The sequence below is a fragment of the Massilia sp. TWR1-2-2 genome, from assembly GCF_049897565.1.
Classification (GTDB): domain Bacteria; phylum Pseudomonadota; class Gammaproteobacteria; order Burkholderiales; family Burkholderiaceae_D; genus JAFCUW01.
In genome coordinates this window covers 97,837-118,673 of sequence record NZ_JAFCWM010000016.1, presented here as the reverse complement: position 1 = coordinate 118,673, position 20,837 = coordinate 97,837, and the positions used below count along the sequence as shown (strand labels likewise).

General features: G+C 63.3%; 22 protein-coding genes. 12 read left to right on the top strand and 10 right to left on the bottom strand.

The window, feature by feature from the left end; all coding sequences use genetic code 11:
- Positions 1-114 precede the first annotated feature (114 nt).
- The 3 genes from ACP7DD_RS16860 to ACP7DD_RS16850 form a co-directional block, all read right to left on the bottom strand.
- Positions 115-378, bottom strand: coding sequence for a carboxypeptidase regulatory-like domain-containing protein (locus ACP7DD_RS16860; protein WP_426175956.1), 264 nt, complete (start codon positions 376-378; stop codon positions 115-117).
- Positions 378-1,811, bottom strand: a complete 1,434-nt coding sequence (locus ACP7DD_RS16855) for a trypsin-like serine peptidase (protein WP_426175955.1) — start codon at positions 1,809-1,811, stop codon at positions 378-380. Before ACP7DD_RS16855 ends, ACP7DD_RS16860 begins: the two co-directional genes overlap by 1 nt.
- 191 nt (positions 1,812-2,002) lie before the next feature.
- Positions 2,003-3,745, bottom strand: coding sequence for a DUF418 domain-containing protein (locus ACP7DD_RS16850; protein WP_426175954.1), 1,743 nt, complete (start codon positions 3,743-3,745; stop codon positions 2,003-2,005).
- On the opposite strand from ACP7DD_RS16850, the gene ACP7DD_RS16845 reads away from it, so the two are divergent.
- Together ACP7DD_RS16845 and ACP7DD_RS16840 are read left to right on the top strand one after the other, a co-directional pair.
- On the top strand, positions 3,740-3,931 hold the full coding sequence (locus ACP7DD_RS16845) for a hypothetical protein (protein WP_426175953.1): 192 nt from the start codon (positions 3,740-3,742) through the stop codon (positions 3,929-3,931). The genes ACP7DD_RS16850 and ACP7DD_RS16845 overlap by 6 nt on opposite strands.
- 11 nt (positions 3,932-3,942) lie before the next feature.
- Entirely contained in the window at positions 3,943-4,938 is a 996-nt protein-coding gene (locus tag ACP7DD_RS16840; protein WP_426175952.1) for an NADP-dependent oxidoreductase, read from the top strand.
- Positions 4,939-5,048: 110 nt separating this feature from the next.
- On the opposite strand, the gene ACP7DD_RS16835 is transcribed toward ACP7DD_RS16840, so the two are convergent.
- Positions 5,049-6,749, bottom strand: a complete 1,701-nt coding sequence (locus ACP7DD_RS16835) for a DUF418 domain-containing protein (protein ID WP_426175951.1) — start codon at positions 6,747-6,749, stop codon at positions 5,049-5,051.
- Positions 6,750-6,769: 20 nt separating this feature from the next.
- Positions 6,770-6,895 (bottom strand): hypothetical protein, encoded by a 126-nt coding sequence (locus tag ACP7DD_RS16830; protein ID WP_426175950.1) that lies wholly within the window; start codon positions 6,893-6,895, stop codon positions 6,770-6,772.
- A gap of 48 nt (positions 6,896-6,943) precedes the next feature.
- Here ACP7DD_RS16830 and ACP7DD_RS16825 point away from each other — a divergent pair, with 48 nt between their 5' ends.
- Complete coding sequence (locus ACP7DD_RS16825; RefSeq protein ID WP_426175949.1) at positions 6,944-9,346, top strand: penicillin acylase family protein; 2,403 nt, start codon at positions 6,944-6,946, stop codon at positions 9,344-9,346.
- A gap of 69 nt (positions 9,347-9,415) precedes the next feature.
- On the opposite strand, the gene rpmG is transcribed toward ACP7DD_RS16825, so the two are convergent.
- The 3 genes from rpmG to radC form a co-directional block, all read right to left on the bottom strand.
- Entirely contained in the window at positions 9,416-9,586 is a 171-nt protein-coding gene (gene rpmG / locus ACP7DD_RS16820) for a 50S ribosomal protein L33 (RefSeq protein ID WP_197422130.1), read from the bottom strand.
- 10 nt (positions 9,587-9,596) lie between these two features.
- On the bottom strand, positions 9,597-9,833 hold the full coding sequence (gene rpmB / locus ACP7DD_RS16815) for a 50S ribosomal protein L28 (RefSeq protein WP_099792380.1): 237 nt from the start codon (positions 9,831-9,833) through the stop codon (positions 9,597-9,599).
- Positions 9,834-9,974: 141 nt separating this feature from the next.
- On the bottom strand, positions 9,975-10,649 hold the full coding sequence (gene radC, locus ACP7DD_RS16810) for a RadC family protein (RefSeq protein ID WP_426175948.1): 675 nt from the start codon (positions 10,647-10,649) through the stop codon (positions 9,975-9,977).
- A gap of 146 nt (positions 10,650-10,795) precedes the next feature.
- Here radC and ACP7DD_RS16805 point away from each other — a divergent pair, with 146 nt between their 5' ends.
- From ACP7DD_RS16805 to ACP7DD_RS16780, 6 genes are all read left to right on the top strand, one after another.
- On the top strand, positions 10,796-11,251 hold the full coding sequence (locus tag ACP7DD_RS16805) for an FKBP-type peptidyl-prolyl cis-trans isomerase (protein WP_426175947.1): 456 nt from the start codon (positions 10,796-10,798) through the stop codon (positions 11,249-11,251).
- A gap of 13 nt (positions 11,252-11,264) precedes the next feature.
- Positions 11,265-12,212 carry a 4-hydroxy-3-methylbut-2-enyl diphosphate reductase gene (gene ispH / locus ACP7DD_RS16800; protein ID WP_426175946.1) on the top strand — a complete coding sequence of 316 codons (948 nt, stop codon included), beginning with the start codon at positions 11,265-11,267 and terminating at the stop codon, positions 12,210-12,212.
- A 208-nt stretch (positions 12,213-12,420) separates the two neighbouring features.
- Positions 12,421-13,350: a branched-chain amino acid ABC transporter permease gene (locus ACP7DD_RS16795; protein ID WP_426175945.1), complete on the top strand. Its 930-nt coding sequence runs from the start codon at positions 12,421-12,423 to the stop codon at positions 13,348-13,350.
- Between the two features lie 17 nt (positions 13,351-13,367).
- A complete protein-coding gene (locus ACP7DD_RS16790; protein ID WP_426175944.1) occupies positions 13,368-14,576 on the top strand; it encodes an ABC transporter permease subunit in 1,209 nt (402 codons plus the stop codon).
- 23 nt (positions 14,577-14,599) lie between these two features.
- A complete protein-coding gene (locus ACP7DD_RS16785; RefSeq protein ID WP_426175943.1) occupies positions 14,600-15,373 on the top strand; it encodes an ABC transporter ATP-binding protein in 774 nt (257 codons plus the stop codon).
- Positions 15,370-16,092, top strand: a complete 723-nt coding sequence (locus ACP7DD_RS16780) for an ABC transporter ATP-binding protein (protein ID WP_426175942.1) — start codon at positions 15,370-15,372, stop codon at positions 16,090-16,092. Before ACP7DD_RS16785 ends, ACP7DD_RS16780 begins: the two co-directional genes overlap by 4 nt.
- Before the next feature lie 177 nt (positions 16,093-16,269).
- On the opposite strand, the gene phaP is transcribed toward ACP7DD_RS16780, so the two are convergent.
- Entirely contained in the window at positions 16,270-16,827 is a 558-nt protein-coding gene (gene phaP / locus ACP7DD_RS16775) for a TIGR01841 family phasin (RefSeq protein ID WP_426175960.1), read from the bottom strand.
- 349 nt (positions 16,828-17,176) lie between these two features.
- Between phaP and ACP7DD_RS16770 the strand changes: the two genes are divergently transcribed.
- The 3 genes from ACP7DD_RS16770 to ACP7DD_RS16760 all read left to right on the top strand — a co-directional run bounded on the left by ACP7DD_RS16770 (position 17,177) and on the right by ACP7DD_RS16760 (position 19,987).
- Positions 17,177-18,082: a DMT family transporter gene (locus tag ACP7DD_RS16770; RefSeq protein WP_426175941.1), complete on the top strand. Its 906-nt coding sequence runs from the start codon at positions 17,177-17,179 to the stop codon at positions 18,080-18,082.
- A gap of 10 nt (positions 18,083-18,092) precedes the next feature.
- The gene (locus ACP7DD_RS16765) at positions 18,093-18,788 is read left to right on the top strand and encodes a nitroreductase (protein ID WP_426175940.1); all 696 of its coding nucleotides are present in this window, start codon (positions 18,093-18,095) and stop codon (positions 18,786-18,788) included.
- A gap of 152 nt (positions 18,789-18,940) precedes the next feature.
- Entirely contained in the window at positions 18,941-19,987 is a 1,047-nt protein-coding gene (locus ACP7DD_RS16760; protein ID WP_426175939.1) for a serine hydrolase, read from the top strand.
- A 3-nt stretch (positions 19,988-19,990) separates the two neighbouring features.
- Here the strand turns inward: ACP7DD_RS16760 and ACP7DD_RS16755 are convergent, their stop codons facing one another.
- Positions 19,991-20,764, bottom strand: coding sequence for an IclR family transcriptional regulator (locus ACP7DD_RS16755; protein WP_426175938.1), 774 nt, complete (start codon positions 20,762-20,764; stop codon positions 19,991-19,993).
- Positions 20,765-20,837 lie beyond the last annotated feature (73 nt).

The window sequence follows — 20,837 nt, the reverse complement described above, 5'->3', positions numbered from 1 at the left end:
GATGTCCCGTTCAATTGGGTAGGGGCGACATCGCCCGCGACATTCCGATTACAGCCAAACAAGTCCAGTGTCGGCAACCCGGAGGCCGCTGTGGCAGTTTGTGAAACATTCAGGCTAGCTGACCGTGATGACGGTATGGGCCACAGCGCTGCTGCCGACTGCAACACTTGCCTCGCCGGTTTCGCCCGAGGCGCTGCGCGCGCCAAGCCGCCAGTTGCCCGCGGCCATGTCGCCCAGCGCAAAGCGGCCGTCGTCGTCGGTCATGACGGCGATGTCGGGATACGCGCCCGGGCCGGCGATCACCGCGATGGTTGCATCGGCGACCGGCGCGCCGGTGCTTGCGTGAATCACGCGTCCCTGCACGCTGGAACCCGTCATCAGAGCAGCGCCCAATTGCTGAGCCGCTCGAATACGGTGGGCGTGATCCGGGTCGCGGAATTGCCGCCGGCATTGCCATAGTTATGAATGGCGATGGCGCAGTGCTTTCGGCCGTCCAGGTCGGTATACACGGGCGCGCCGCTTTGCCCGCCGACTGTATCGATATCGTAGATCAACGTCTTGGCGGTGATGGTCTTGACCGCCAGCGTCATGCCCCAGTTTTGTGACGGCTTGTCGCCCGGATAGCCGTACAGCGAGACGCGCTTGCCCAGAATTTTCAGCGGCGGCGCGGCAGCAATGCCGAAATAGCCAAGGTTGCGTCCGCCGAAGGCGTTGGCGGGAAGGACAATGCAGCCGTAATCGTGCTCCGGCTTTTTGCTGTCGACCCAGCCTTTGACGGAGCGGAACGAGCTCGAGAACTCGGAGCCGTATGGCCGGAACATGCCGTTGGCACCGGGGATGACTTCGATCTTGCGAGCCCAGCCACCCTCGTTTTGCAGATAGACGCAATGGCCGGCGGTGGCCAGGGTGCGCTTGCCGATAAAGAAACCGGTGCCACGGTAGGTTCTACCATTGGGGAAAGTGATGCGCAGCTCGCAGATCCGGCGCAATGGTTCGGACATGGTGTCGGTCGCCAGGACACGATCGTCGCGGCCGATGATCACCTCGGCGGTGGCGGCGACCTCGTCGATGAGCTGGTTGAGCTCTTCGCCAACTTCCGCATCGCTCTCGCCGGTCGCCTTGGTTTGTTCCGATTCGAGCAGCCGGGCAAAGACGGACAGGATATTTTTTACCGGCTTGGATTTGCCGGCCGTCGCAGCCGCGGTGGTGGCCAGCCGCTTGATGCCTTGCCTGGCGCGCGGGGACAATTTGGCCACCACTTTTTTTGCCACCATCGGTCCGATGCTGCTGAGCAGCGTCGGCACCAGCGCGGCGAGGATCGGGAAGAACTCTTCGACGCCGGCCTCTTGCGCGCCGCCCAGCGCCACGCCGGCCTCGGTCAGTTCTTCGCCCGATTCGGCGTCGATACGTCGTTCTTCGCCGGCCTCGATGGCGGCGGCGTTGAGTTGCTCGGGCGTCGCCTCGTAAAACTCTTCGGCCGATTCATGCATGGCCGGGTTGCCGATCTCCTCGGTCATTTCGGCGGTTTCGGCCATGGCTTCGCCGCCGCCGACCGGAACCGGCGCGTCGCCGTAGGCTTCGTCCGTCATATACGGGATGGCTTCGTTGCGGGCCATTTTTGTCACTGGCGGCCTGGCAAAGCCGATGCCCCGCTGGCTGCTGTCGTCGTCGGCGCGTGCCGTGCTGCCGTACTGTGTCTGCTGGACCGGGTCGGTTCGGGCGCCGCCGTTCAAGCCGCTGTTGCCGCCCCGTGGCTGGCTACTGCCGATCTGCTCGTCCGACTGATAACTAAATCCGTATTCGTCTGCCATGGTTGTTCTCCTTGGTATGAAGCAGTGATTGGCGAATCGGGAGGCCGCGCCTCCTTCGCCACCAACCACAGTAACGATGAGCGCAAGCGGCGCGATTGTGCACTCGCAACAACGCCGATGGAACCAAAGCGCCAGCGCAAATGAATGAAGGCTCCTTGCGGAGCCTTCATGGGGTGGGCGTCAGTAGCGGATCAGGCCGGTTGAGCGTGCGTCCTAGACGGGGCGGTGTCGATGCGCATTGCCGGCAGCTGCATGTAGGTGACCGCGCGCCACAGCCACTCGGCAGGGCCGTAGCGGAAGCGCGCCAGCCACCAGTGGCTGAAGGCGACGAGCAGCGCGCACAGGCCGATGGCAAACGCCACCTGCAGGGCGCGGCCCATGCCCCACAATCCCAGGCCGTAGCCGAAGAAGACCGACGACATCACCAGCGACTGCAACAGGTAATTGCTCAGGGCCATGCGGCCGAACGGCGCCAGCACGTTGATCTTCGACAGCGCCGAGCCGCCGTGCAGCATCAGCACGACCATCGCGACATAGCCAAGCGAGGCGGGCAGGTTGCCGATCATCAGCAGGCCGTGGGCGAGCCCGAAGCCATCTTGCTGCGCGCCGGGCACGTGCGACATCGCCAGCAGGCTGCCGAGGATGCCAAGGGAAAGGCCGACCGGCAGGGCAATGAAGGCCAGTTTGCGGAACATCGGCAAGTGCGCAGCGGTATTTTGCATCACGCCGGAGCGGATGAGCCAGGTGCCGATCAGGAACATACCGATCAGCAAGGTCGCGAAGCCGGACTCCTGCGGCGCATGCCCGGCGAAGTGCTTGATGCGCAAGCGGACCACGTCGGCGTAGCTGCCGGTGCTCATGGTTTTTGTTTCCAGCGCCCGCTCGTCCGCCTGTTCCTTCATGCGCTTGGCGCGGGCGGCTTTTTTCTCTTCAGGGGTTGGCTCCTTGGCGGCGGGCTTCCTGGCGTCAGCCTTGGCGGGGGAGGCCACTGGCGCCGCGATCGCTGCCGGTGCCGGCGCTGCCACCGTTGGCGCTGCTGGCGCGGTCACGGCTGCCGGCTTCGCTGTCGGCGCGTCGGGCGGGGTCAGGTATTCGACGGTGCCGCCGATCGTCATCATGGTGGCGAAGAACATGAAGATGGTGGCGCCGGCGCGCAGCGGGCGCTTGTCGACCGGCATGTTGTATTTCTCGGCCAACCAGGCCAATGCCATGAACAAGACAAACATCGCGGTGGCCGGGCCGCGCGGACCTTTTGGCGTGCCCGGCACGAACCAGAACACCAGCGCGGCGATGGCGGCGACCAGGCTCACGCCGATCAGCGTCACCGCCATGGCCGACAGGCCAAACAATTTCTTTTCGCTGCGCAGGTAGACCGCGACGACGCCGGCGAACGCCAGTGTGGCGGCGGCGCCGCCGGCTGCAGGACCGAAGTCCGGCACGAATGCCAGGCCGATGCAGGCGACGATGGCGCCGACGATCCATTTCCAGGTGCCGTACAGGGCCACCAGCAGGAACACCGCGGCGACCGCGTAGCTGAACAGGATGTCGCCGGCGAACAGGAAGATGTGGTGCAGCGCGCCGAACACGGCCAGCGCGGCGATACGGCGCACGTACGGCTTGATGAAGCCGCGTCCGGCGCGTTCGGCGCGCGTCAGCATGACGGCAAAGCCCATGCCGAACAGCAGCGAGAAGATGGTCCAGAACTTGCCGGCAACAAAGTACGCGACGAAGTACGAGGCGAGCCAGTCGACGCCGGTCAGGCCGAGTGGCATGCCCTGGCCCATCGAGCTCAGCGCGCGGTTGAAGAATTCGACGTTCATCAGGCAGATGCCGATCAGCGCGAAGCCGCGCACCACATCGAGCGCTTCGATGCGCTGGCTGGCGGGCACGGGTGCGAGCACGGTTTTTTCAGGGGCGTCAGTCAGGGTATGCATGATTTTATTATTCCCGTCAGTCAAGGTTATAGTCTGAACATCATAGTTCTGGCGGCCCTCAAAATCGCTGAGAATGCGACGAACTGCAGGAAAGGCGGTGCCAAAGGCGATTTGGGCGTGGCGACGCCTGTCTGCGCGGCGGCCAGCGCGATCGCCGATAGCGGCTTAAAATTGCTGACCCAATAAGGAGATACACCATGAGCAAATATCGCCGCATCGTACTGGCCTCGCGCCCCTCGGCCGAGCCTTCGCCGGACAACTTTCGCCTCGAAACGGTCGACACCGCCGAACTGAAAGAAGGCGAGATCCTCGTTCGCAACGAGTACCTGTCGCTCGACCCATATATGCGGGGCCGCATGAGCGAGGACAAGAGTTACGCCGCCCCGCAGCCGCTCGACCAGACCATGATCGGCGGCACCGCCGGCGAAGTCATCGCGTCGAAGAATGCCAAATATGCGGTCGGCGACAAGGTCGTCGGCGCGCTCGGCTGGGCCGAGATCGGCGTGTCCGACGGCGTCGCGCTGCGCAAGGTCGACATTGCCCGCGTGCCCTTGTCGGCCTATCTTGGTGTGGCCGGCATGCCGGGCATGACCGCCTGGTACGGACTGAACCAGATCATGCAGCCGAAGGCCGGGGAAACCGTCGTCGTCTCGGCCGCCAGCGGCGCGGTGGGAAGCGTGGTCGGCCAGCTGGCGAAGCTGAAGGGATGCCGCGTCGTCGGCATCGCCGGCGGCAATGAAAAGTGCGCCTATGTGGTTGACCAACTCGGCTTTGACGCCTGCGTCGACTACAAGGCGGGCAACCTGGTTGCCGACCTCGCGGCGGCGACCCCGAACGGCATCGACGCCGTGTTTGAAAACGTCGGCGGCGCCGGCTTCGACGCTGCGCTGGCGCGCATGAACGCGTTTGGCCGGATTGCCATCTGCGGCCTGATTGCCGGCTACAACGGCGAAGCCATGCCGATCTACAATTTCAGCGCGGTGCTGACGAACCGCCTGACGATCCGCGGCTTCATCGTCAGCGAGCACCTGGAGTTCTGGGCCGAGGGCCTGCGCGAACTGGCGGCGCTGGTTGCCGCGGGCGAGCTCAGGCACCGCGAAACCATCGCGCAGGACCTCGCCAGTGCCCCTGACGCATTCATCGGGCTACTAAAGGGCAAGAACTTCGGCAAGCAGCTGGTCAAGCTGACCTGACCCAGAAAAATTGGAAAAATTGGTGAAAAATTGGGGTCAGACCTAGGTCTGACCCCTGGAAAAATTGGGGTCAGACCTAGGTCTGACCCCAATTTTTGGGCGGCCGATCCTTACGCCGTCGGCTGCGACCGGATCGCGGCCGGCGCGCTGTCGATGCGCATCGCCGGGATCTTCATGTAGGTGATCGCGCGCCACAGCCACTCGGCCGGGCCGTAGCGGAAGCGCGCCAGCCACCAGTGGCTAAAGACAATTTGCAGGGCGCACAGTGCCAGCGCAAACAGCAGTTGCATGGCCCGTCCCATGCCCCAATTGCCCAGGCCGTAGCCGAAGAAGAACATCGACATCACCACCGACTGCAGCAGGTAATTTGTCAGCGCCATGCGGCCGAACGGGCCCAGCACCTTGACCTTGGAAAACGCCGAGTCGCTGTGCAGCATCAGCACGTTCATCGCGACGTAGCCCAGGCAGGCCGGCAGGTTGCCCAGCATCTGCAGGCCAAGGGCGAACATGAAACCGTCGTGATCGGCACCCGGCACGTGGCCGGTACTGATGAAGGCGCCCGCCAGACCCAGCGCGATGCCGCCCGGCAGGCCGATGTAAGCTAACTTGCGAAACAGCGGCAGGTGCGCCGCGGTATTGGCCATGACGCCGGCGCGGATGAACCAGGTGCCGATGAGGAACATGGCAACCAGGATGATGGCGAAGCTGCCTTGCATCGGCGCGTTTTCACCAAAGTGCTTCAGGCGCAGCGCGGTCATGTCGGCATAGCTGCCGGTGCTCATGACCTTGTTTTCGTTGGCGATCGCGGCCGCGTCTTCCTTCAGCTTCCTGGCCTTTAGCGCGGCCGCTTCAGCCTTCTCCGGTTCCTTCGCCAGGTCCGGCTTGGCGGCGGCTTTCTTTTGATCGGCGCTGGCCACGGCGGCGGCCGGGGCGGCGACCGGCACCACGGCCGCGGGCGGGGTCAGGTAAGTGGCCAGGCCGCCGATCGTCATCATCGTAAATAGCAGCAGGTACATCGCGGCGCCGGCGCGCAACGGGCGCTTTTCGAGCGGATCGCGGTATCTCTGCGCCAGGAACGACAGCACCAGGAACAGCACACTGGCCGCGGTAACCGGGCCGCGCGCTTCCATCGGCACTGCTTTGATGAGCCACATGACCACGGCGGCGATGGCGCCGATGGCGCCGATGACCAGCAGCATCAGCGACATCACCGACAGCCCGAACGGGCGGCGCTCGCTGCGAAGGTATAGCGCCACCAGGCCACACAGCGCCAGCGAGCCGGCCGCGCCGCCGGCAGCGGGCCCGAAGCCGGGAAGCAATGCCAGGCCGATCAGCGCGCCGATGGCGGCGACAATCCATATCGCCTTGCCGTACAGCACGACCAGCAGGAATACCGCGGCCACCGCGTAGCTGAACAGGATGTCGCCGGCGAACAGGAAGATGTAGTGCAGCAGGCCGAAGATCGCCAGCGCGGCGATGCGCCGCAGATACGGCTTGAAGAAGCCGCGGCCGGCGCTTTCGGCGCGCGTCAGCATGACCGCGAAGCCCATGCCGAACAGCATCGAGAAAATAGTCCAGAATTTTCCGGTGACAAAGTAGGCGACAAACAACGACGCCAGCCAGTCGATCCCGGTCAGCCCGGCCGGCATGCCCTGGCCGACGGTGCCGGTTGCGCGGTTGAAAAACTCCACATTCATCAGGCAGATGCCGATCAGCGCGAAGCCGCGCACCACGTCGAGTGCTTCGATGCGCTGATCGGTGGGCACGGGCGCCAGTTCCACCGCCTGAGGCGAGTCTGTAAGGGTGTGCATGGTTGTCTTTTTTATTCCCGTCAGTCCAGGGTTAATGTCTTGCCATCATAGATCGGCGCCATATAAAAAGCCCCCGCAATGTGACGAAGGGCCGGAAATGTAACACCGGCGTAGGAATCCCGGTATCGATGTTGCCAGCCAAACATTCAATCTCCTCTATACTTTCCGTTCCTCAGAACTGATCGAGAATATTGATGAAGCGTCCGCGCCGCCTGTTGCCTTCCGTCGTTTTATGCCTTGCCGCCGGCGCCGGCGCCGCCACCGCCACCGCGCCGAGCCAGGTCATCAAGGTTGCCGGGCTCGAGCAGGGGGCCGAGATCCTGGTCGACCGCTGGGGCGTGCCGCACATCTATGCGCAAAGCCAGGACGACGCGTTCTTCGCGCAGGGCTTCAATGCTGCGCGCGACCGCCTGTTCCAGATCGACTTGTGGCGCCGCCGCGGCCTGGGCGAACTGGCCTCGGTGCTGGGGCCGGCCTACCTCGAGCAGGACAAGGCGAGCCGGCTGTTCCTGTACCGCGGCGACATGCAAAAGGAGTGGCAGTCGTACGGCCAGGGCGCCCAGCGCATCACCGAACGTTTCGTCGCCGGCATCAACGCCTATGTCGATTACGTCGTCCGCACACCGGCCGCGCTGCCGTTCGAATTTCGCCGGCTTGGCTACGCGCCTGCGAGGTGGAAGGCCGAGGATGTGGTGCGCATCCGCAGCCATGGCCTGACGCGCAACCTGACCTTGGAAGTGGCGCGCGCCGCCGTCGCCTGCAACGCCAGCCTGGAAGCGGACCAGGTGCGCAGCACCTTGCAGCCGGCATGGAAAACGCAACTGCCGGGCGGACTCGACCCGTGCCTGCCGGCCGGCCTGCTCGATACGTTCAAGCTGGCCACCGAAAATGTCTGGTTCGGCAAGGACCAGAAGGTGGCCGCGCTCGACTTGCCGGAGCAGGTGGCCGGCGCCGACCTCGACCTGCAGCGCATGGAAGGGAGCAACAACTGGGTGGTGGCGCCGTCGAAATCGGCGACCGGCCGGCCGATCATGGCCAACGACCCGCACCGCGCCTACTCGGCGCCATCGCTGCGCTACATCGCCCACCTGAACGCGCCCGGCATGAACGTCATCGGCGCGGGGGAGCCGGCGCTGCCGGGCGTGTCGATCGGCCACAACGGCACGATCGCCTTTGGCCTGACCATTTTCAGCATCGACCAGGAAGACCTGTACGTGTACGAGCTCAATCCGGCCAATCGCATGCAGTACAAGTACCGCGGGCAGTGGGAGAACGTCAAGGTGCTGAAGGAAACCATCGCCGTCAAGGGCGCCGCGCCGGTTACCGCCGACATGTTGTTCACACGTCACGGTCCGCTGATCTTCACCGAAGCGGCCAGGCAGCGCGCCTTTGCGGTGCGTTCCGGCTGGCTCGAAGCGGGCATGGCGCCTTACTTCGGCAGCATTGATTACATGTTGGCGAAGAACTTCGACCAGTTCAAGAAAGCCATGCTGCACTGGGGCGCGCCGACCGAGAACCAGGTCTACGCCGATACCGCCGGCAACATCGGCTGGGTGCCGGGCGGCCTGACGCCGATCCGTCCCAACTGGGACGGGCTGCTGCCGGTGCCGGGCGACGGCCGCTACGAGTGGGATGGCTTTCTGCCGGGCGACAAACTGCCGTTCAGCCTGAATCCGAAGAAGGGCTGGTTTGCGTCGGCCAACGAAATGAACCTGCCGCACGGCTTCCCCTATGCCAAGCACAAGCTCGGCTTCGAGTGGCCCAACAATGCGCGCCAGGTACGCATCAGCGAAGTGCTGGGCCGCAAGGGCAAGGTGTCGATCGAGGATTCGATGCGCCTGCAAAATGACGTGCTGTCGGTGCCGGCGCGCCGCATGGTGGCGCTGCTGGCGCCGCTGCGCTCGGCCGAGCCGAAAACGCGCGCGGCGCTGAGCCTGTTGCGCGGCTGGGACGCAGTTGAAACGCGCGAGTCGCCGCAGGCGGCGCTGTTCGAAGTGTGGTGGTCGCGCCACCTGAACAAGGCCTATCTTGCCGCCGTGCTCGATGCCAAGTCGGCCGCCGCGGTCGGCAATGCCGACGCCACCGGCATGATGGCCGCGCTGGAGCGGCCCGCAGCCACATTCGGCCGCAACGCCAAGGCGCGGCGCGACCAGGTCTTGCTGACCAGTCTGGCCGCCGCGTTTGCCGAGCTGGAGCTGGCCGGCGGGCCCGATCCGAAAGCGTGGCACTGGGGCAAGCTGCATTACAGCTATTTTGCCCATCCGATCAGCATCCTCGGCGACGAGTCGCTGCGCGGCAAGCTCAACGTCGGGCCGTTCCCGGCGCAGGGCGGGGCGCACACGGTCAACCAGTCCGGCTACCGGCCGACCGACTTCCTCAAGCTCAACGGCCCGTCGTTCCGCGTGGTGGTCGACGTCGGCAACTGGGACAACTCGCGCGCGGTCAACACACCGGGCCAGTCGGGCGACCCGGACAGCCCGCACTACCGCGACCTGGCCGCGGCGTGGGGCAAGGGCGAATATTTCCCGCTGCTGTACTCGCGCAAGCTGATCGAGGCGGCCACCGAGAGCACCATCGTGCTGCAGCCGGCCAGGTGAGCCACATCGCAAAAGAGCCGCGCACGGTGAAGTGGGCGGCTCTTTTGGTACTGAAAGTGGGATCGCGGATTACTTGATCTTTGTTTCTTTGTACATGACGTGCTTACGTGCCTTGGGATCGAACTTCATGATCTCCATTTTTGCAGGCATCGTGCGCTTGTTTTTGTCGGTGGTGTAGAAGTGACCCGTGCCTGCAGTCGATTCCAGCTTGATTTTGTCGCGGCCAGTTTTTGCCATGATAGCTCCCTAATTAAACTTTTACGCCACGGGCGCGCATGTCGACCAAGACGGCATCGATGCCGACTTTGTCAATGACGCGCAGACCGGCGTTGGACAAGCGCAGGGAGACCCAGCGGTTTTCCGATTCCACGAAAATACGACGGTTCTGCAGGTTAGGCAGAAAACGACGTTTCGTTTTGTTGTTAGCGTGGGAGACGTTGTTGCCAACCATCGGACCCTTGCCAGTTACTTGGCAAACACGTGCCATAGCGCACTCCTTAGTAAACTTCCGCAATCGGGAAAAACGAGAGTATAGCGTGAAAAGCATCGCGGAATCAATCACTTGCGGAAAACAATTGTGTCATATAATTGAAATTAAATTTAACAATTTCCGTTGGCGGCGCAAACCCTACAGCTGGCCGTGTTCCGCGAAGGAATGCACGTGTGGGCCGGCTACAACAAAGTGGTCAAGAATGCGCACATCGACCAGGGCCAGCGCCTGTACCAGCGCGCGCGTGAGCACCAGGTCCGACTCGCTCGGCTCTGGCGTGCCGGACGGGTGGTTGTGCGCCAGCATGACGCCGGCGGCATTGTGGCGCAGCGCCGCCTTGACCACTTCGCACGGGTAGACGCTGGTGTGGGTGAGGGTGCCGCGAAACATTTCCTCGCTGACGATCAGGCGGTTTTTGACGTCCAGGAACAACACGACGAACGATTCGTGGGCACGCTGGCTCAGCGTCATGCGCAGGTACAGCTTGACGGCCTCGGGCGAGCCGAGCGTCTGGCCGCACTGCAGCTGTTCGCCGATGGCGCGCCGCGCCAGTTCCATCACCGCCTGAAGCTGGGCATACTTCGCTGGCCCCAGTCCGTTAATTTGCGAGAACTCGGCCAGGCTGGCGCCGAACAGCGCATTGAGCGAGCCGAAGTGCTCGATCATGTTTTCGGCGAGCTTGACGGCGTTGATGCCCCTGACGCCGACGCGCAGGAACACGGCCAGCAGTTCGGCGCTGGACAGCGCGCGCGGGCCGCCGGCGATCAGCCGTTCGCGCGGGCGGTCCTGTTCCGGCCAGTTGTTGATCCCCATATAGTTAGCGTCCTTCGCGTCCGGGGTCTGACCCCATGGGGTCAGACCCCGGTTTTGACGTTGGCCGAACAGCCGCCAAATCGCGCAACGGCCCGGTTTTGCTGCCGGTGGCTTACAATATCGCTTTGCAAGCCAGAACCATCACCATGACCCAAGCGTCTCCGGCCGTCGTCACCGACTCGGCCTACCTCACCCTGCATTATCGGCTCGCCACGGCTGACGGTACTGATATCGTCACTACCTTCGCCGGGAACCCCGCCACCTTGATGCTGGGGCAGAACCAGCTCGCGCCCTTTCTCGAGCAGCGCCTGCTCGGCATGGCCGAAGGCAGCCACCAGACGTTCCACCTGGCCGCGGCCGAAGGATTCGGCGAGCGCAATGCCGACATGATCCAGTCGGTCTCGCGCGCCACGCTCGACGAAAACTCGGCGCCGGGCGCCGACTACCAGGTCGGCGACCTGGTCGACTTCGCCGCGCCGGGCGGGGGCCGCTTCGCCGGCGTGCTGCGCGAACTCGGCCCCACGTCGTGCCTCTTCGACTTCAACCATCCGCTGGCCGGCAAGCCGCTGCTGTTTGAAGTGAAGCTCATTTCAGTGTTGTAAGGACGGGATTCCCATGGACAGCGAAATTCTTCTAGCCCAGCCGCGTGGTTTTTGCGCCGGCGTCGACCGCGCCATCGAAATCGTCGAGCGCGCGCTGCTGCAGTTTGGCGCGCCAATCTATGTGCGCCACGAAATCGTCCACAACGCCTACGTCGTCGCCGACCTGCGCAACAAGGGCGCGATCTTCATCGAGGATCTCGACGACGTCCCGGCCGGCAACACGCTGGTGTTTTCGGCGCACGGCGTATCAAAAGCGGTGCGCGCCGAAGCGACCGCCCGCGGCCTGACCATCTTCGACGCCACCTGTCCGCTGGTGACCAAGGTGCACGTCGAGGTGTCGAAGATGCGCGCGCTGGGCTGCGAAATCGTCATGATCGGCCACGACGGCCATCCTGAAGTCGAAGGCACCATGGGGCAGGCCGACGCCGGCATGCACCTGGTCGAAACGGTCGCCGACGTCGACACCTTGCAGGTCGCCAATCCCGACAAGGTGGCCTACGTGTCGCAAACCACGCTGTCGGTGGACGACACCGCCGCCGTCATCGCCGCCCTCAAGCGCAAGTTCCCCGCCATCATCGAGCCGAAGAAGGGCGATATCTGCTACGCCACCACCAACCGCCAGGAAGCGGTCAAGTTCATGGCGCCGCAGGTCGAACTGGTGATCGTCGTGGGCAGCCCGAACAGCTCGAACTCGAACCGGCTGCGCGAAGTGGCCGACAAGATGGGCACGCCGGCCTACATGATCGACGACGCCTCGCAGATCGACCCCCAGTGGCTGGTCGGCAAGCTGCGCATCGGCGTCACCGCCGGCGCCTCGGCCCCCGAAGTTCTGGTCCAGGCCGTCATCGACCGCCTGAAGGAACTGGGCGCGCGCAGCGTGCGGGCGCTCGAGGGTGTCGAGGAGCATGTGACGTTCCCGATGCCGAAAGGGCTGGACGGCATCAAGCCCGTCGTCGCCTGAGGCAAGTTGACCGCAGGAAAAACTAAATGTGGCCGGTTGTTATTTTCCGATATTAGTTTTCGGAAAACATCGCTATCATGGCGACGCTCGGATTGCGCGGAGCGTGCGTGATCGCTGTAAGTACGCGGCGTAAGGCCAGAGCGGCACTGCGGGGAGATCCTCCGGGTGCCGTTTTTGTTAGAACGAAGAGAAAGAGACAACCGAAAACATGGATACCTTTATCCAACAGATTATCAACGGTCTGGTGCTGGGCAGCATGTACGCCCTGATCGCGCTGGGCTATACGATGGTGTACGGCGTGCTGAACCTGATCAACTTCGCCCACGGCGACGTGCTGATGATCGGCGCCATGGTCGGCCTGACGGTGCTCAAACTGCTCGAAGTGTTCGCGCCCGGCCTGCCGGGCTACATCGACCTGTTCATCGCCATCGCCTGCGCCATCCCCGCCTGCATGCTGGTCAACATCATCATCGAACGGGTCGCCTACCGCCGGCTGCGCAATGCGCCGCGCCTGGCGCCCTTGATCACCGCGATCGGCGTGTCGATCCTGCTGCAGACGTTTGCCATGATGATCTGGGGGCGCAGCCCGCTGCCGTTCCCGCAACTGCTGTCGTCCGACCCGATCATGATCGGCGGCGCCGTCATTTCGCAGACCCAGCTGCTGCTGCTGGTGCTCGCCGCGCTGGCGATGCTCGGCCTGGTGTTCCTGGTCGAGAAAACCAAGATGGGCCGCGCCATGCGCGCCGTCGCCGAAAACCCGCGCGTGGCCGGCCTGATGGGCGTGGACGCGAACATGGTGATCGTCGCCACCTTCGCCATCGGCGCCGCGCTGGCCGCGGTCGCCGGCGTGATGTGGGGCGCCAACTATGCGTCGATCGCGTTCGCGATGGGCACCTTGCCAGGCCTGAAGGCGTTCTGCGCCGCGGTGCTGGGCGGCATCGGCAACATCTACGGCGCGATGATCGGCGGCATTTTGCTCGGCATCATCGAGAGCCTCGGCGCCGGCTACATCGGCGACCTGACCGGCGGCTTCCTTGGCAGCCACTACCAGGACATCTTCGCCTTCGTGGTCCTCATCATCGTGCTCACGATCCGGCCGTCCGGCATCATGGGCGAACGCGTCGCCGACCGCGCCTGACCCGCTAAAGGAACATCATGGCTCTCCTCAATTTCGACGTCACCAACAAGCCGCGCCAGGCCTACGCCAGCATGGCGATCCTGCTGATCGGCCTGATGATCTTCCCGTTCGTTGCCGCCCAATACGGCAACTCGTGGGTCCGCATCATCGACATCGCGCTGCTGTACATCATGCTGGCGCTCGGCCTGAACATCGTGGTCGGCTTCGCCGGTCTGCTCGACCTCGGCTACATCGCCTTCTTCGCCGTCGGCGCCTACCTGACTGGCCTGCTGGCGTCGCCGCAGTTCGCCATGCTGCTCGAATCGATCGTCAACTACAACCCGACGGTGGGCAACGCGCTGGTGTCGATCATGGGGCCGGACATCGTGCAGAACGGCATCCACCTGTCGGTGTGGATCATCGTGCCGCTGGCCGCGCTGGTAGCGGGCTTCTTTGGCGCCTTGCTCGGCGCGCCGACGCTGAAGCTGCGCGGCGACTACCTGGCCATCGTCACGCTCGGCTTCGGCGAGATCATCCGCATCTTCATGAACAACCTGAACGACCCGATCAACTTCACCAACGGGCCGCAAGGCATCAACTCGATCGACCCGATCCGCATCTTCGCCGTCAACCTGGCCGGCGAGCCCGGCTCGCGCGCCAACGTCATCATCGGCGACTTTTCGATGCCGTCCGTGAACGCCTACTATTTCCTGTTCCTGTTCCTGTGCATCGCCATCGTGTTCGTCACCTCGCGACTGCAGCATTCGCGCCTGGGCCGCGCCTGGGTGGCGATCCGCGAAGACGAAATCGCCGCCAAGGCGATGGGCATCAACACGCGCAACGTCAAACTGCTGGCGTTCTCGATGGGCGCCTCGTTCGGCGGCGTCGCCGGCGCGATGTTCGCCTCGTTCCAGGGCTTCGTGTCGCCGGAATCGTTCTCGCTGACCGAATCGATCGCGGTGCTGGCGATGGTGGTGCTCGGCGGCATTGGCCACATCCCGGGCGTCATCATGGGCGGCGTGCTGCTCGCGGCCTTGCCGGAAGTGTTGCGCCACGTCGTCGAGCCGGCCCAAATGGCCATCTTCGGCAAAGTCGTGATCGAGTCGGAAGTGCTGCGTCAACTGCTGTATGGCCTGGCGCTGGTGCTGATCATGCTGAACCGTCCGGCCGGCCTGTGGCCGTCGCCGAAACACGAAGACCGGCCCGACGCGGCCGAGACCAACAAGGCCGAAGTGTTTCCGGCCTGATGGCCGCGCGAGGACAAGCAATCATGAGCGAACAGATCATTCTTAACATCGCCGGCGTCAACAAGCGCTTCGGCGGCCTGCAGGCGCTGACCGAGGTCGGCATCAAGATCATGAAGGGCCAGATCTATGGCCTGATCGGACCGAACGGCGCCGGCAAGACGACGTTTTTCAACGTCATCACCGGGCTGTACCAGCCCGACACCGGCACCTTCGAGCTGGCCGGCAAACCGTATTCGCCGTCGGCGCCGCACGAAGTGGCCAAGGCCGGCATCGCCCGCACGTTCCAGAACATCCGCCTGTTTGGCGAGATGACGGCGCTCGAAAATGTCATGGTCGGGCGCCACGTGCGCTCGCACCAAGGCGTGTTCGGCGCGGTGTTCCGCCACAAGGCGGCGCGCCTCGAAGAAGCGTCGATCCGGGCGCGCGCCCAGGAGCTGCTCGACTTTGTCGGCATCGGCCAGTTCGCCAGCCGCACCGCCAAGTTCCTGTCGTACGGCGACCAGCGCCGGCTCGAAATTGCCCGCGCGCTGGCGACCGACCCGCAACTGCTGGCGCTGGACGAACCGGCCGCCGGCATGAACGCGACCGAGAAACTGGCGCTGCGCGAGCTGCTGGTCAAGATAAAGAACGAAGGCAAGACCGTGCTGCTGATCGAGCACGACGTCAAGCTGATGATGGGCCTGTGCGACCGCATCACCGTGCTCGAGTACGGCAAACCGATCGCCGAGGGCTTACCGGCCGACATACAAAAGAATCAGGCTGTCATCGACGCCTACCTCGGAGGCGCGCATAAATGAGCGACAACATCCTTAAGATAGCGGGACTGAAAGTCGCGTACGGCGGCATCAAGGCGGTCAAGGGCATCGACCTGGAGGTGAACAAGGGCGAGCTGGTTACCTTGATCGGCGCCAACGGCGCCGGCAAGACGACGACGCTGAAGGCAATCACCGGCACCTTGCCGGAGTGCAGCGTCGAAGGCGTGATCAGTTACATGGGGCAGCCGCTCAAGGGCGTCCATTCCTACCAGATGGTCGAGAAAAAGCTGGCGATGGTGCCGGAAGGGCGGGGCGTGTTCACCCGCATGACGATCCAGGAAAACCTGTTGATGGGCGCCTACACGCGCGACGACAAGGCCGGGGTCGACGCCGACATCGAGAAATGGTTCAGCGTGTTTCCGCGCCTGAAGGAGCGTGCCGCGCAGATGGCCGGCACCTTGTCGGGCGGCGAGCAGCAGATGCTGGCGATGGCGCGCGCGCTGATGAGCCATCCGAACCTGCTGCTGCTCGACGAGCCGTCGATGGGCCTGGCGCCGATCATGGTCGAGAAGATTTTCGAAGTCATCCGCGACGTCTCGAAGCAGGGCATCACGATCCTGCTGGTCGAGCAGAACGCCAGGCTGGCGCTGGAAGCGGCGCACCGCGGCTACGTGATGGATTCCGGCGCCATCATCATGACCGGCAACGCTGCCGACATGCTGCACGACCCGCGCGTGCAAGCGGCCTACCTCGGCGAATAGCCCAAAAGCTGGTGTCAGGTCTGACATTCGGACAAATGTCCGAATGTCAGACCTGACACCAGCTTTTCGCCAGCTTTTCGCCAGCTTTTCGCCAGCTTTTCGCCTGTAGCTATCCGGACCAAAAAAAGCCTCGACGAATCGAGGCTTTTTGTATTCCGGCCAGGCTGGCGGTGTTGATTACTTCTTGCCAGCGACCTTCTGGGCAGCCTGGGTGAACTGGTTCACGGCGGCGGTCACGTTGGTTTCGATGGCTTCAGCGGCTTGCTTGCCGGTCTTGGTCAGCTGCTCGTAGCCGGCGTTTGCATTGCCCAGCGATGCTTTGAAGGCGGCAACAACATTCTCCGAACCGGCAGGTGCATTCTTGCTCACTTCGTCGACCAGGCTGATGACCTTGCGGTTGGTTTCGGCAATCTGCGTTTCGGCGGCGCTGGTGAACTCGGCCTGGGTGCCGGCAACGATCGCAGCGACTTGCTTGCTGTACGACATTGCTTTTTCGGCCGTAGGCTGGGTTTGTGCAGCGGCCAGCGAGAAGAATTCTTGTGGATCCTTGGCAGCGAGCAGTTGGCGCGTCGCAGCCGACGACTCTTCCAGCGATGCCTTGGCGGCGGTGATGTTCAACTCAACGAGTTTTTCCATGCCTTCGAAGGCCTTGGCAGTCAGCGACGAGAAGACGGCGAACTGCTGCTCGAAATTGGCTTTGGTGGCGTTCGAAAACTGCTCAGGGATTGCAAACATATAATTCTCCAATGATTGTTGAATAGCGTTAAAAACGAATGTTGCTTGATACCGGTGAAGCAGGTGAATTCTGTACATCTGTCGCCAGACATATATTGTGCAGCGCAACAAAGCCTATTTTACTGAGTTTTTATGGAAGGTCAAGCACTTTTGGTGCGCTGCACAAATTAAAATTAAATCCAGTTGGCTTATCACCGAAACAATATGCAGCGGGAATCAAACCTACCATTCTTCATAGGGATTGGGGTAAGGAAACATCTTCGGCGCTCCCATGATAGACTTATCGCTTCGCGCTTCCTGCCTGCTGATTCGGCGCATCGGCTTTATTGTCCCTTTGCGTTCCTGATTGATGTCAAACAATCCCTCCGATGTTGCAGCGCGCTTCACGCCAGCCTGGCTCTCCCCGGTACCCATCTTCTTCGTATTGCTCTGGAGCACCGGCTTCATCGTCGCCAAGTTCGGCCTGCCGTATGCCCCGCCTTTAACTTTCCTGATATTGCGCTGCGCCGGCGTGCTGGTCCTGCTGGTGCCGTGCGTGCTGATCTGGCGGGCGCCGTGGCCGCATGCGGCCGGCATCGGCCACATCGCGGTGGCCGGCCTGCTGCTGCAAGCGGGCTACCTGGCCGGCGTCTGGTGCGCCATCAAGCTTGGCATGCCGGCCGGGCTGTCGGCGCTGATCGTCGGCATGCAGCCGATCCTCACCGCCGCGGCCGCGCCGCTGATTGGCGAGACGGTGCGCCCCCGTCAATGGCTGGGTCTGGCGTTCGGACTGGGCGGGGTAGCGCTGGTGGTGGCGGCCAAGATCAACCTGGTCGGCCTGTCGGCGCTGTCGATCGGGTTTTGCGTGGCGGCGCTGTTCTCCATCACCGTCGGCACCATGTACCAGAAGCGCTTTTGCCCGCGCTTCGATTTGCGCACCGGCAGCGTCATCCAGTTTACGGCGACCATGCTGGTGCTCTTGCCGGCGGCCGTGCTGTTCGAGGACTTCGACCTGGGCTTGACGACGGTGGCGTGGACGCCAAGCTTCATCGGCGCCTTGCTGTGGTCGGTGCTGGCGCTGTCGATCGGCGCCATCTTCCTGCTGTTTAAGCTGTTGCGCCGCAGCGACGCCACCCAGGTGACCAGCCTGCTGTACCTGACGCCGCCGACGACTGCCGTGATGGCGTGGATTGCATTCGGCGAGGCGTTCAGCCTGCTCGGTATACTCGGCATGGTGGTTGCCGTTATCGGCGTTATATTTGTGGTGAAAAAATAAGGAACTCCTGATGATCTCGAACCAGCAACAGCAAGCAGTCGACAGCGCCATCGTCTCGCGCCGCTCGATCCGCGCCTTCCTGCCGACCCCGGTCGAGCGCGAAGACATCGAGGCGATCCTCGAGGTCAGCGCACGCGCGCCGTCGGGCACCAATATCCAGCCGTGGAAAGTAACGGTACTGACCGGCGACGCCAAGGAGCGCCTGTCGGCGGCGATCTTGGCGGTGTACGGCGACAAGGACGCAGCCGCCGCCCACACCGAGGAGTACAACTATTACCCGCGGCAGTGGGTGTCGCCGTTCATCGAACGCCGCCGCAAGGTCGGCTGGGATCTGTACGCGCTGCTCGGGCTGACGCGCGAAGACAAGGCCGGCATGGCTGCCCAGCACGGGCGCAACTACCGTTTCTTCGACGCCCCGGTCGGCCTGATCTTCACGATCGACCGCGTGCTCGAGCAAGGTTCCTGGTTGGACTATGGCATGTTCCTGCAGAACATAATGGTGGCCGCGCGCGGGCGCGGGCTCGATACTTGTCCACAAGCGGCGTTTACCCAGTTCCATCGCATCATCGCCGAACAGCTGTCGTTGCCGGCCAGCGAAACAGTGGTATGCGGCATGGCGCTCGGCTACGCCGACCTCGAAAAAATCGAAAATTCCTTGATCACGGAGCGCGCTTCGGTCACCGAATTCGTACGGTTTCTCGAATAAAGTCGTACACTATTGACTGACAACGAACGCATATTGAGCGACCGTTGCGCAGTTGCATAAGTATTTCTTTAAAGGTTAAATTCGCTTGCCATTGCCGAGTGTTTTGCTACACTGCAACGAGTGTTCTTCAGTTCGCCTCAAAGGATTTACAGATGTTTAAGCTTGCGTTGGGCGCCATTGTTTCATTGCTATTTATCCTCACGCCGGCCTCGGCCGCGAGCACGGAAGGGCGCCCGCAGGCAACGTCCGTCAAAAAACAAATCGTCAAGAAACCGGCCCGGCGCAAGGTGCAGGCGAGCGCGGTGGCCACCGAGCGGCCACGCATTGCCAAGCGCATCACCGTGGTGCGCGGCAAGCGCTCGGTCATCTACCGGCCTGTGCGCAGCGCCAACTTCATTCCCATCCGCACCGCTGGCGACGCCGCCGGCCTGAACCTCACGCGTGATCCGCTGGCGCTCGCTTCCAGCGTCGCCTTCGTGCTCGACCAGAGCAATTCGGAAGTGCTGTTCGAAAAGAACGCCAACGTCGCGCTGCCGATCGCCTCGATCACCAAGCTGATGACAGGCCTGGTCGTGGTGCAGGCGCAGCAGGACATGAACGAAATGCTCACCATCACAGAGGACGACGTCGACCGCGAGAAGCACACCGGTTCGCGCCTGCGCGTCGGCGCCCGCATGACACGCGGCAACCTGCTGCACATCGCGTTGATGAGTTCGGAAAATCGCGCCGCCGCCGCGCTGGGCCGCAACTATCCGGGCGGCATCTCCGCCTTCGTCGCGGCGATGAACGCCAAGGCGCGCCTGCTCGGCATGAACGATACGCGCTATGTGGACTCGAGTGGCCTGTCGAGCCGCAACATCGCCAGCGCGCGCGACCTTGCCAAGCTTGCCGTCGTGGCGCACCAGGAACCGCTGCTGCGCGAGTATTCCACCGATCCGAAATCCGTCGTCGACGCCAGCGGCCGCATGATGCACTACTCGAACACCAACTACCTGGTGGCCAGTCCTGATTGGGAAATCGGCCTGCAAAAGACCGGCTTCATCAACGAAGCAGGGCGCTGCCTGGTGATGCAGGCGATGATCCAGGGCCGCGCTGTGATCATGGTGTTCCTCGACTCCAAGGGCAAGCAGTCGCGCACCGCCGATGCCGGGCGCATGCGCCGCTGGCTCGAGGCGCTCAGGCCGCCAGCGGTCGGCTAAGCGTTACGGCGTGTAGCCGAGCGTGGCCGAAATCTGGCCGGCGGTCTGCGTCAGGTCTTCCAGCCATTCTTCCTGCAGCCGGTCGGCCGGCGCCGAAATCGACAGTCCCGCGATGAGTTTGCCGGTATCGTCGTGGATGCCGGCCGCCATGCAGCGCACCCCCAGCTCCAGCTCTTCGTTGTCGCGCGCATAGCCGCGCGAGCGCACCAGGCTCAACTCGCGCTCGAGCTTGCCCAGGTCGGTGATCGAGTTCTTGTTGTGCCCGGCAAGACCGGTGCGCGTCGCGTACGAGCGGATCGCCTTCGGGTCGTCGACCGACAGGAACAGCTTGCCGGTCGATGTCAGGTGCAGCGGCCCGCGTCCGCCGATCGCGCGCACCACCTGCATGCCGGAACGCTCGGAAAATGCGCGGTCGATATAGACGATCTCGTCGCCCTGGCGCACCGACAAGTTGATGGTCTGCTGGGTTTTCTTGTGCAGCGCACGCATGTAGTCGAGCGCTGCCTCGCGCACCGACAGCCGGCTCTTGACCACATTGCCCAGTTCCAGCAGGCGCATGCCGAGCCGGTACGTGCCCGGCTCGACCCGGTCGACGAAACGGGTGATGACCATGTCGTTAAGGATGCGGTGCGCGGTCGAGGGATGCAGGCCCGTCACTCTGGACAACTCCTTCAGGCTGACCGGATCGCTGTAAGTCGCCAGCGCGTCGAGCAGCGCGACCATGCGTTCGATCACTTGAATCGAGGTTTTCGGCGTTTCGACTGATTCAATTTTCATCATGTAGTTGGTGCGGTGCAGTATATATGCCTCTTTATACCATAATGTGAAAAGGATTGGCAAACGCCGGGCG

Coding starts and splice junctions, on each gene's coding strand:
- ACP7DD_RS16850 (WP_426175954.1), bottom strand. CDS start 3,745: ATGCATACCCTGACTGACGCCCCTGAAAAAACCGTGCTCGCACCCGTG.
- ACP7DD_RS16795 (WP_426175945.1), top strand. CDS start 12,421: ATGGATACCTTTATCCAACAGATTATCAACGGTCTGGTGCTGGGCAGC.
- ACP7DD_RS16855 (WP_426175955.1), bottom strand. CDS start 1,811: ATGGCAGACGAATACGGATTTAGTTATCAGTCGGACGAGCAGATCGGC.
- ACP7DD_RS16825 (WP_426175949.1), top strand. CDS start 6,944: ATGAAGCGTCCGCGCCGCCTGTTGCCTTCCGTCGTTTTATGCCTTGCC.
- ACP7DD_RS16770 (WP_426175941.1), top strand. CDS start 17,177: ATGTCAAACAATCCCTCCGATGTTGCAGCGCGCTTCACGCCAGCCTGG.
- ACP7DD_RS16760 (WP_426175939.1), top strand. CDS start 18,941: ATGTTTAAGCTTGCGTTGGGCGCCATTGTTTCATTGCTATTTATCCTC.
- ACP7DD_RS16780 (WP_426175942.1), top strand. CDS start 15,370: ATGAGCGACAACATCCTTAAGATAGCGGGACTGAAAGTCGCGTACGGC.
- ACP7DD_RS16790 (WP_426175944.1), top strand. CDS start 13,368: ATGGCTCTCCTCAATTTCGACGTCACCAACAAGCCGCGCCAGGCCTAC.
- ACP7DD_RS16830 (WP_426175950.1), bottom strand. CDS start 6,895: ATGTTTGGCTGGCAACATCGATACCGGGATTCCTACGCCGGTGTTACA.
- phaP (WP_426175960.1), bottom strand. CDS start 16,827: ATGTTTGCAATCCCTGAGCAGTTTTCGAACGCCACCAAAGCCAATTTC.
- ACP7DD_RS16840 (WP_426175952.1), top strand. CDS start 3,943: ATGAGCAAATATCGCCGCATCGTACTGGCCTCGCGCCCCTCGGCCGAG.
- ACP7DD_RS16785 (WP_426175943.1), top strand. CDS start 14,600: ATGAGCGAACAGATCATTCTTAACATCGCCGGCGTCAACAAGCGCTTC.
- ACP7DD_RS16860 (WP_426175956.1), bottom strand. CDS start 378: ATGACGGGTTCCAGCGTGCAGGGACGCGTGATTCACGCAAGCACCGGC.
- radC (WP_426175948.1), bottom strand. CDS start 10,649: ATGGGGATCAACAACTGGCCGGAACAGGACCGCCCGCGCGAACGGCTG.
- ACP7DD_RS16765 (WP_426175940.1), top strand. CDS start 18,093: ATGATCTCGAACCAGCAACAGCAAGCAGTCGACAGCGCCATCGTCTCG.
- ACP7DD_RS16845 (WP_426175953.1), top strand. CDS start 3,740: ATGCATGATTTTATTATTCCCGTCAGTCAAGGTTATAGTCTGAACATC.
- rpmB (WP_099792380.1), bottom strand. CDS start 9,833: ATGGCACGTGTTTGCCAAGTAACTGGCAAGGGTCCGATGGTTGGCAAC.
- ACP7DD_RS16805 (WP_426175947.1), top strand. CDS start 10,796: ATGACCCAAGCGTCTCCGGCCGTCGTCACCGACTCGGCCTACCTCACC.
- ACP7DD_RS16755 (WP_426175938.1), bottom strand. CDS start 20,764: ATGAAAATTGAATCAGTCGAAACGCCGAAAACCTCGATTCAAGTGATC.
- ACP7DD_RS16835 (WP_426175951.1), bottom strand. CDS start 6,749: ATGCACACCCTTACAGACTCGCCTCAGGCGGTGGAACTGGCGCCCGTG.
- ispH (WP_426175946.1), top strand. CDS start 11,265: ATGGACAGCGAAATTCTTCTAGCCCAGCCGCGTGGTTTTTGCGCCGGC.